Source organism: Dehalococcoidia bacterium, assembly GCA_025054935.1.
Classification (GTDB): domain Bacteria; phylum Chloroflexota; class Dehalococcoidia; order SpSt-223; family SpSt-223; genus JANWZD01.
In genome coordinates, this window is record JANWZD010000009.1 from 132,042 (window position 1) to 141,911 (window position 9,870).

The 9,870-nt window shown below is 67.4% G+C and carries 10 protein-coding genes; 1 reads left to right on the forward strand and 9 read right to left on the reverse strand.

The window, feature by feature from the left end; all coding sequences use genetic code 11:
- From NZ773_11105 to NZ773_11145, 9 genes are all read right to left on the reverse strand, one after another.
- Window positions 1–558, reverse strand: a 558-nt coding sequence (locus NZ773_11105) for a hypothetical protein (GenBank protein ID MCS6802472.1), incomplete at its 3' end; no start/stop codon positions are given.
- A gap of 63 nt (window positions 559–621) precedes the next feature.
- Window positions 622–1,908 (reverse strand): insulinase family protein, encoded by a 1,287-nt coding sequence (locus NZ773_11110; GenBank protein MCS6802473.1) that lies wholly within the window; start codon window positions 1,906–1,908, stop codon window positions 622–624.
- On the reverse strand, window positions 1,905–3,500 hold the full coding sequence (locus NZ773_11115; protein ID MCS6802474.1) for an insulinase family protein: 1,596 nt from the start codon (window positions 3,498–3,500) through the stop codon (window positions 1,905–1,907). The genes NZ773_11110 and NZ773_11115 overlap by 4 nt, the downstream gene beginning before the upstream one ends.
- Before the next feature lie 103 nt (window positions 3,501–3,603).
- Window positions 3,604–4,869, reverse strand: coding sequence for an MFS transporter (locus NZ773_11120; protein ID MCS6802475.1), 1,266 nt, complete (start codon window positions 4,867–4,869; stop codon window positions 3,604–3,606).
- Window positions 4,869–5,072 carry a hypothetical protein gene (locus NZ773_11125; GenBank protein MCS6802476.1) on the reverse strand — a complete coding sequence of 68 codons (204 nt, stop codon included), beginning with the start codon at window positions 5,070–5,072 and terminating at the stop codon, window positions 4,869–4,871. The genes NZ773_11120 and NZ773_11125 overlap by 1 nt, the downstream gene beginning before the upstream one ends.
- A gap of 67 nt (window positions 5,073–5,139) precedes the next feature.
- On the reverse strand, window positions 5,140–5,277 hold the full coding sequence (locus NZ773_11130; GenBank protein ID MCS6802477.1) for a hypothetical protein: 138 nt from the start codon (window positions 5,275–5,277) through the stop codon (window positions 5,140–5,142).
- 38 nt (window positions 5,278–5,315) lie between these two features.
- Complete coding sequence (locus NZ773_11135) at window positions 5,316–6,785, reverse strand: AMP-binding protein (GenBank protein MCS6802478.1); 1,470 nt, start codon at window positions 6,783–6,785, stop codon at window positions 5,316–5,318.
- A 96-nt stretch (window positions 6,786–6,881) separates the two neighbouring features.
- On the reverse strand, window positions 6,882–8,063 hold the full coding sequence (locus NZ773_11140) for an acyl-CoA dehydrogenase family protein (GenBank protein MCS6802479.1): 1,182 nt from the start codon (window positions 8,061–8,063) through the stop codon (window positions 6,882–6,884).
- A 15-nt stretch (window positions 8,064–8,078) separates the two neighbouring features.
- Window positions 8,079–9,221, reverse strand: coding sequence for an acyl-CoA/acyl-ACP dehydrogenase (locus NZ773_11145; protein MCS6802480.1), 1,143 nt, complete (start codon window positions 9,219–9,221; stop codon window positions 8,079–8,081).
- Between the two features lie 136 nt (window positions 9,222–9,357).
- Here NZ773_11145 and NZ773_11150 point away from each other — a divergent pair, with 136 nt between their 5' ends.
- Entirely contained in the window at window positions 9,358–9,729 is a 372-nt protein-coding gene (locus NZ773_11150; GenBank protein MCS6802481.1) for a hemin-degrading factor, read from the forward strand.
- Window positions 9,730–9,870: the final 141 nt, after the last annotated feature.

Here is a 9,870-nt window from a genome sequence, read left to right on the forward strand (position 1 = left end):
AGTGGTCGCGTGGGAGAGGGTCAGCTGCGCGATGCTCTCGCGGGTCTGCCGGACCGCTTGGATGAGGTTCGTCAGCTTCTCGATTTCGGGGTCGAGCGCGGGGGCAAGAAGGCGCCCGTCGATCCGCTGGGCAGCGGTAGCGGTCACCCGGTCGGCGATCCGCCAGACGGCCTCGCTCGCTTCAGCGCTCTCGGCGAGGATGGTGGTGATAATCCCGGCAGGAACGCCGGCAGCGAGGGCCGCTGTTGCGCCGTGGCGAAGGTCGGCGAGCTCGCCGGCCGCCTCGACAATCGCCGCGCTAATCGGCCAGTTCGGCAGCGACCGACGCAGGACAAACTGCACTGCCGCACGGTTGGAGAGGCCGGCGAAGTCGCGCATCGCCTCGGACACCCGTCCCGGCCGGATGAACGGCGCATAGCGGCGCCGAGCGCGGCGCAGCGCTCGTCGGAGCATCACGATCGGCAGGGCGACGAGCACTCCGATAATCACCGCATTGGCGATCACAATCGCGGCGACGATAAGAAATACGGTGGCGAGCAGACCGACGATGTCGCCCATAGGCGGCGCCCTTTCGTGCACGAGTGCGAGGCCGCAGCAGCAAACTGCCGCGGCGAAGAGATTCTACCCCGGAACGGCAGGCCGAACGATGACGAGCGCGCGGCCGGCGTCGAGGTAGCGGCGGGCGACGCGCAGGACGTCGTCGGCAGTGACGCGCCGCACCTGCTCGGCAAACGCCTCCGCGGACTCGTAGCAGTCCAGCGCGGTCAGCGTCGCAAGCTGATTCGCTTGGGCGCCGCTCGTCTCCTCGGCCATGATCCGACGCCCCGCCAGCTGGCCGGCGGCGGCTTGCAGCTCGGCAGCGGTGAGCGGCTGCTCGATGATCCGGCGAAGCTCGTCGCCGATCAGCGCGATCACCTGCTCGACATTCGCGGGGTCGGTTCCTGCTTGGGCGTAGAAGAGACCGGTATCGCTCAGCAAGCTGAGCCCCGACCCCGCAACGTACGCAAGGGCGCGGCGGGTGCGGATTTCGGCGAATAAGCGTCCGGACGGGGAGCCGAGCACGGCGTCGATGATCGCGAGGGCGTAGCGGTCGGGGTCGCGTCGGCCGGGGGTCGGCAGCCCGATGACGACTAGGGCTTGGCGCTGCCCGGCGACGCGCTCGATGCGCTCATCGCTGGCCCGCGGCGGAATTGGACACGGCGTTCGGTCCGCGGGCGTGCCGGCCGGCAGTGGCCCAACGACCTGCTCCAGCGCGGCAAAGGCGCGCTCTGCCGCGATCTGCCCGACAACAGCGACGGTAGTATTCGCCCCGACGAACGCCTGCTGGCGCAGCGCGAGGAGGCGGTCGCGGTCGATCCGATCGATCGTCTCTGGCCGACCGAGCACAGGGTGCCCGCCGGGATGGCCGCGCCAGACCGTCTCGACCAGCGTGTCGAATGCAAGGGGGGCCGGGTCGGCGCTGCGCCGCTGGATTTCGATCCGCACGAGATTGCGGTCGCGCTCAATCTGGTCGGCGGCAAAGCGCGGCGCGTTCAGGATATCGGCCAGTACCTCGAAGGCAAGCTGCTGCTCATCGGCCGGGACAGTAACCGAGATCGTCGTGATCTCGTGGGAAGCGGCAACCCCAATCCCGCCGCCTGTGACGCCGATGGCGCGCCGCAAGGCGTCCTCCGTCGGCCAGCGCTCGGTGCCGAGCAGGTGCGCCCGGGCGAGCAGATTGCGCGCGCCCGCTTCTTCTTCTGGCTCGTCGCGGGCGCCGGAGCGCAGCGCGACAGTCAGGGCGACAACGCCGGAGGTAGGCCGCTCCTTGGCAAGGAGCAGCGCCCCGTTTGGCAGCTGCTGACGGGCGATTGCGTCGGTGGGCGAGGAGGACGACACGCCAGCGATCGCCTCGTCGCTGGCCCTCAAAATGTCACCACCACAGTCGTCAGATGATCGAGGTCGAGGTAGGCGCGGGCGACACGCTGAACGTCCGCGGGCGTGATCCGGTCGAGGCGTTCCAGCCAGTGCTCCCAGGGCTCGAGCAGGCCGAGCGCCGCATCGCGCGCCAGCCGCCGTGCTTGGCCAAGATTGCGTTCCTCGGCGATTTGGCGGCTGCCGCGAATGCTGCGGACGGCGTCGTCAATCTCTTGTTGGGAGACCGGTTCGTCCCGCACGCGCTGGAGCTCAGCGAGGATAAGCGTCTTCACCTCGTCCAGCTTGTCGGGGGTTGTTACTGCTGACGCCGCCCACGCGCCCGTGTCGGTCAGCCCAAAGTAGGAGGTGCCGACCGAGGTGGCAAGCCCGCGCCGATCGCGGATCTCGCTCGCCAGCCGCCGTCCGGGATGGTCAAGGATGGCGTCGAGGACGATGAAGGCGTCGCGGTCGTCGCTCGTTGCCGCGGGAGCGAGGCCGCCCATCATTAGGTAGGCCTGCCGCTCGCCGAGCGAGACACGCACCTCGCGCGCCTCCTCGGGTGCCGGCTCGATCACCACCGGCCGGTGCACCCAAGCGCCGCTTGGCAAGCGCGCGAACGCCTCTTCGACGGCGGCGACTGCTTCGGCATGGCGGACGCGCCCGGCAATGCCGATGGTCATGTTGCCGGCGACATATCGCTGCTCGCGGTAGGCGAGGATCGTCGCAAGGGGAATATTTTGGACGCTTTCGATTGTCCCCCCGATCAGCCGCCGCGCTGGGTGAATGCGGAAGACATTGCTGTAGAACAGGTCGCCCGCAAGCGCCCCCGGCGTGTTCTGTCGCCGGTTCAGCTCTTCGAAGACGACCCGCCGCTCGCGGTTGAAGTGCTCCTCGGGGAAGGTGCTGTCGAGCAGCATATCGGCAAGCACATCGAGCGCCAGCCGGAACTCCTCGGCGGGCACCGCGATGAAGTAGTCGGTCAGCTCCCAACTGGTTGTGGCGTTGATCTCGCCGCCGACAGCTTCAATGGCGCCGAAAACGGCTTGGTTGCTCGGCCGGCGGGAAGTGCCGAGAAAGTGGGCGTGCTCGAGCCAGTGAGAGCCGCCGCTTGTGGTATCGTCTTCATCCCGCGAGCCGGCGCGCACGGCCACAACGACAGCGACGGTGGAGGAGTCGAGCCGCTCTTTGGTCAGGACGAGCAGACCGTTCGGCAAGAGCGTCGCCCGTTCGGCCAGCTCAGAAACGATCCCGCCAACAGGCAGCTCCCCGGTGGTGGCGATGCCGCCCTCCGCTCCTTCAATGACGGCCGAAGCGTGGACGGACGCTCGCCCAGCCGGGAGGCGCAGCCGCGCCCCGTACGGGCCGTCGCTTTCCCCGCTCCACGCAATGTGGTCTTCGCGGACAACGCCGGCGGCGCTGGGAGGGTCGCCGCTCCATACCGCCTCGACGGCGGCTCCCGGCGGCAGACTGAGGCGGACGGTTCGTCGGCCAGGCGGCAGCCCGCGGGGGACGATCCCCACCTCAACGCCGCCGGGCAGCCCCTGCGCCCACAGCACAAGCGTTGGCGGGCTGACCGAGGTTGGGATGATCTCTGCTGTGACCACTGGCTCCGTCATTCTGGGACGCGCTGTCCCGCTGGAGTTGTCTGGCTATTGACTGTACGGGTGAATGGAGTGGCTGTCAACCGAGCGCGCAGGCTCCTCCCGCTCAGGCCGGCGCTGGCTGGCGAGTGGGCGCCGCGCGGCGCCGTGCCGGCGGCTTCGGCTTGGCGGCAAGGCCGAAGAAGACGCAGCCCAACAGCGAAAGGAGCGCGAGGATCGTGAACCCAAGGCGGTAATCGCCGGTCTGGTCGGCGAAATAGCCGGCAATCAGCGGTCCGCTGACGCTTCCCACCGTCACAATCATGTTCGAGACCCCAAAGATCTTGCCGAAAGCGGCCCGGCCGAAATAGTCGGCGCGGATCGCCGCCATCAGCGGCCCGCGCACGCCCCACGCGCCGCCGTGCAAGATCGCGAAGAGCACGACCATCCAGAACTCAGTGGCATAGGCGAGCGCCAGCAAGCCGGCAGCGTGGCCGAGCATTGCAAGGGCACTGATCGCCCGCTTGCTGAACCGGTCGCCCACGTAGCCGCCGACAAGCTGGCCGACAAACGACATCACCGTCGTGATGGTGACGGCGCTCGCCGCAACTTCGAGCGGAACGGCGAGCGATTGGCTGACGGCCGGCACGAGATGGACTGACATCGAGGCGACAATCAGCAATGCCGCTGCCTGGCCGAGCGAGATGTACCAGAACGCTGGCGTCCGGACGGCCTCGCTCAGGGTGAAAGCGGGACCGGCGGACTGCGCAGAGGGCGGAGCGCCGGGTGCCGGCGTCGGGTCACCGTCCGGCCGCAGTCCATACTTCTCTGGGGAGCTGTCGATCAACTGCGCGAGAGGCAGGCCGATGATGAGGACGATCACGGCAGAGGCGAGCGCCGTCGCCCGCCAGCCGATCGTCGTCAGCCCCCAAGCAACGACTAGGACCAACACCCCGCCGAGGCTGATGCCGGTTGAGATAATCGACAGCGCGGTCGCGCGTTTGCGCTCGAACCAGTTCACGACTGCCGTCGTGATGCTGACAAAGCCGGCGAGGGTCGCGCCAATCGAGGCGATAAGGAAGGAGCCGTACAGCCAAGGGATGGAGTGAGTGAAGCTGAGGAGCGCCAGCCCGAGCGCCGTGATGACCAGTCCGGCGCGCACGATCGGCCGGACGCCGAAGCGGTCGAGCAGCCATCCTTGGAGAGGGCCAGTGATGCCGAACTCGATCTGCGACAGCGAGGAAGCACCGGCAAAGACGGTCCGGCTCCAGCCGAACTCTGCTGTCATCGGCACAACATAGGCGGTGTACGATTGGTACAGCACGCCGGCGAGCGTCGCTTGAATGCCGACGCCGCCCGCGACAACCCACCACCCGCGAAAGATCTTCGGCACTACAGCAGCGCCCGCAGCACGAACGCTGCGCCGAGGACGATGAGCGGGACCCCCGCAACTGCGCCGGCCACCGAGAGGGAGAGCATCACGCCGATGACGATCAGGACAATCCCCGTAAGGCCGAGCAGCAGGCGGCCGACAATCCCAAGGAGCGCCGTCAGGAGGCGCCACGCTACTCGAAACGGCACGGTCAGGCAGCCCATCCTCTCCTTCCGTATACAGCCTCTAAGGGGGATGGTAGGCGGGCCGTCGGGGCGTGTCAAACCGCGGCTAGGGGTCGGAACAGTCGCGCGTGAAGCCGCAGCGCGTGCACACCAGCTTGCAGTGGCGGTCGAGCATGGGCGCGTCGCACAGATCGCAGCGCACGACCGGCTTTGGCGGCGCCGGTCGAGTTGACGGTCGGGTCATGCTGCTATTGTACCGGAGAACAGGCAGCCAGGCGAGTCTTAGCGCTCCCGTTCCGCTGAGCCGGCCTCAGCGCGGGCGCGGATGAGTGCGCGGAGAGAGGCCGTATCGACCTTCCCGCCGCGGTTGCGGGGGAGCGAGTCGAGGAAGACAATCTGTTTTGGCCGCTTCGGGCCGCTAAGGCGGCCGCGGAGCGCGGTCAGGATCGCTTCGGCATCGGCGGGGGAGCCGGGCGCAGGGACGACTGCGGCAACGACCCGCTCGCCCCAGTCGGGGTCGGGCAGGCCGAGCACTGCGGCATCGGCGACGGCAGCGATCTCTCGGAGCGCCGCCTCAACCTCTGCCGGGTAGACGTTGACGCCGCCGCTGATGATCACCTCTTTGCTGCGCCCGACGAGAAAGAGAAACCCGTCTTCATCGAAGCGGCCGAGGTCGCCGGTCCGATACCAGCCCTCGCTGAATGCTTCGTCGGGCGGCAGGCCGGCGTAGCCGGCGATCATGCCCGGCGAGCGGTACCAGATTTCGCCGACTTCGCCGGGACGCGCTGCTCCGGCGAGCCGCACCTCAATGCCCCACATCGGGCGTCCGACTGAGCCGGGCTTCGCTGCATGCTCGCCGGGCCCAAGCGCGGCCACGCCGCCAGCTTCCACAGAGGCGTAGTAGTCGTAGAGATTGGGGGTGAGCTGGCGCAGCACGGCGTCACGGTCGGCAGCCGGCAGCGGCGCGCCGCTGCTGATCAAGGCACGCATCGTCGGCCAGGGGCCGCCCCCCGCCGCTACGATCCGATGCAGCATCGTCGGGACGACGCAGGCGGTCGTGATCCCCGCCTCGCGGACGAGCCGGTCGGCCGCCGCGGCGTCGAACTTGCCGGGAAGCCAGACAGTCGCGCCCAGGTAGAGGTGGGACAGGGTGAAGCTGCGGCCTCCGCCAGTGTGGAGCGGCATGAGGTTCAGGTAGCGGTCGTCGGCGCTGAAGCGAAACGTGATCACTTGGGCGAGGAAGCGGAATGCCATCGCGGCATGGGTGACGACCGCCCCTTTCGGCTTGCCGGTGGTGCCGGAAGAGAGCATCACGAAACAGGGGTCGTCGCTCGCGGGAGCGAGGTCAGCATCGCCGCCCCCGCTGAGGAGCGCGTCATAGGTGCCGTCCTCGAGCGTGACAAGTAGCCGGTCGGAGGGCCAGCCGCCCAAAGGGCGCTCGGCGACCAGTGCGGCCGGGGAGAACCGCTCGGCGACGTCGGCGATTTCGGCGGGCGTCGCGGCGGCATCGACCGGAAGGGCGGCTGCTCCGAGGCGCACGGCGGCAAGGATCGCTTCGAGATGTTCGCGCCGGTTGCCGAGCGCAATGGCGACGCGGTCGCCGCGCCGAATGCCGCGCCGCGCAAGTCCGGCTGCGAGTGCGCTGATGCGCTCCGCCAGCTCGCGGTACGTGGTTGTCCGGGTTGGCTCGACGATCGCCGGCCGGTGTGGGTCGCGCCGCGCGATGGCGTGGACGGCGTTGCAGAGGTTCATCGTGGCGGGGCGCTGCTCGGCGGCCTCGCGGCGAGGAGGACGCTCGCGCAGCGGGAGCAGGCGAACGGGGCGACCTCCGCCCCGTTCGCTCCCTCGCTAGCGCGGCAGGCCGAGGACGCGCAGGGCGACGGTATTGAGCGCGTTCTCCGGGGTGCCGCCGTTGTGCGCGCCGGCGATCGCGCCCATGTAGCGCCGCTCCCAGCGCGCGGCCAGCGGCGCGAACTGGGGCGAGTGATGCCCGATTTGGCTGCCCATGCCGATGAGGTCGCAGGCGAACTTGACGTGCAGCTGGCCGTAGACCTTCGTCCAGACTTGGCGAACTGCCGTCTCGCGGTCTGGCGCGGGGCCGCCGCTCTCGAGCATCGAGGCAACGCGATAGGCGAGCAGGCGCGAGATCTGATTGTGGATCATGAAGTCGGCAAGGCCGTTCTGGACCCACTCGTCCTCGATCAGCGGCCGGCCGTTAACCTTCGTCTGCTTGGCATAGAGGACGAGGTCTTCGAGGTCGCGCCGGGTTTCCGTCCAGCCGCCAAGGCCAGCGGCGCGCATCGTGTTGAGGGTCATCGCGAGGTGGTAGAAGCCGCGATTGACTTCGCCCAGCACGGCGTCCGCCGGGACACGGACATCTTCGAAATAGACTTGGTTCACCCGGTAGCCGTCCATCGTCCAGAGCGGGAGGATCTGGATCCCGGGCGTCTTCATATCGATCACCATGATCGAGATCCCGCGGTGACGCTCGGCGCTCGGGTCAGTCCGGACGAGCACCCAGTAGTAATCGGCATCTTGCAGGTGCTCGGTGTACATCTTGTTGCCGTTGATCACCCACTCATCGCCATCGCGGACGGCGCGGGTCTCGATCGAGGCGAGGTCGGTGCCGGCGTTCGCTTCGGTCATGCCGACGGCCCAAGTCGCCTCGCCGCGGGCGATCGGAGGCAGATACTTCTTCTTCTGCTCTTCGGTGCCGTAGTGGATGAGGGCAGGGCCGACGAAGTTTGCCGCCACTTGGTGCGCCGCGACAGGCGCGTGGGCGGCGGCCATCTCTTCATCGAAGACAAGGCGGTGCCAAATGTCCAAGCCGAGTCCGCCGTATTCCTTCGGCCAGGTGAGCGTCAGCCACCCTTTCTGGCCGAGCTTGCGCGTGAACGCCTTGTTGAACCCGTGCGGATAGTCCGTGCAGTGGGCATATTCATCCCGGATCTCGGGGGTCAGTTCCTTCTTCAGGAACTCACGGACTTCCAGACGGAACTTTTCAGCCGCTTCCGGGAAAGTGAAGTCCATTTCCTCTCCTTGTCCTTAGTGATGCTCCGCCGGTTGGGCCATTTCTGCGAGGAGCGCGGTCACGCGCTTCTTGTGCCAGCGAGGGTGGCCAAGGATCACTTCGGCACCCTTTGCCTTCCGAAAGTACAGCTCCATCTCGGAGCCGCGGATGAACCCGGCCCCGCCATGAATGTGGCAGCCCTCGATTGAGGCGTTCGTATACGCTTCGCTCGCCGCTGCTTTGGCGATGGCGACTTCCAAGCGCGCATCTTGTCCGACTGCCAGCTTATACGCCGCCTCGTAGACGCACAACTGGGCGCCGGTGATCTCGGTGACGACGCGCGCCATCTTATGCTGCAGCGCTTGGAACGACCCGATCGGCCGGCCGAACTGGATGCGCTGCTTGGAATAGTCGACGGCCAGCTCAAGGCAGCGCTCTGCCGCACCGATCGAGGCTGCGCTATGCACGACTGCCGCCTTCGCGAGCACATCTTGGAAGGGATGCCAAGCGCCTCGCTCCGGCCCGAGGAGGGACTCCGCTTCTGCGCCGTTCAGCTCGACGATGTATTGATGGTCTTTGCCAATGGTGTCGAGGATGGTCAGTTTCACCCCGCTTACCTTGGGGTCGACGAGGAAGAACGCGATGCCGTCGTCTCCCTCGCCGGTGCGTGCCGCGACGATCAGCAGGTCGGCGACGTGGGCATAGCTGATGTACAGCTTGGTGCCGGTCAGCGTCCAACCGCTGCCGGTGCGCTCGGCCCGCGTCTCGACTCCCCAGCCGTCGTAGGTGCCGCTCGGCTCGGTGAGGGCGAGGACGAAGATCTTCTCTCCCGAGGCGAGCTTCGGCAGCAGCTCGCGCTTTTGCTCCTCACTTCCTAGGGTGAGGATCGTCAGGGCGGCCTCGACCCCCGACGCGAAGAGCGGGCTCGGAAGGAGCGAGCGGCCGACCTCTTCGAACAGGATCGCCATGTCGCTCACATCACCCCCTTGGCCGCCGTACTCCTCGGGGATCATCAAACCAGTCCAGCCGAGCTCGCAGATCTTCTTCCACACGGCGGGGTCGAAGCCGATCCGGTCCTCTTCCATCTGACGGACGATCGCCGGATTGACAACCGTCTGGAGAAACTCGCGGGCAGTGCGCTTTAGGACCTGTTGCGTTTCGCTCGGGCCGAGCTCCATCCACTTCTCCTCAAGGACGGCGCGCCGGAACGGCCGGCGCTGCTTTCTCGAAGGCTCATTCTATCGCTAACAGGCAAGCGTATACAAACGCCGACGCGGTACAGTGATCCTACCACCGTAGAGCGAAGGAGTGCAGATGGATGCCGCTACGTTTTGGTCCAGTCTCGCCCCGTTGGGGATGGTCCGGCTGGTCGTTCGCACGCCGGTCGGCTTGATCGAAGTCGACCGCGCGCTTGAGCGTCCCCAGCTGTCCGAACGGTTTGTCAATTTCCCCGGACGGCCGATCGATCTCCATTTCTTTCGCGGGATGACCTATCAGCTCGAGTTCCATGACGGGTATCACGAGCATACGGGCCGGGTCGAACACGGAATCATCGCGCGCGATGCTGCCGGCAACGAACTGTTCAGCCTCTTTCTCGTTCGTCCGTCGGGAAGCGAGGAGCATGACCCCGCGCAAGTGGCGGCGTTTCGCGCCTTTCGCGACCGCGTGAAAGCGGCGGCCGTCTGAGTGCGCCGACGCGGCGGGGCGGAGAGGCGGCCAGCGCTACCACCAGCCGAGGATCTGGCGGTGTGCCGACCAGACGGTCGTCTGCGCCCCCAAAAAGTGCGGCCCCAGCGCCCACTCCTCCACCGGTTCCCGCACCACCCA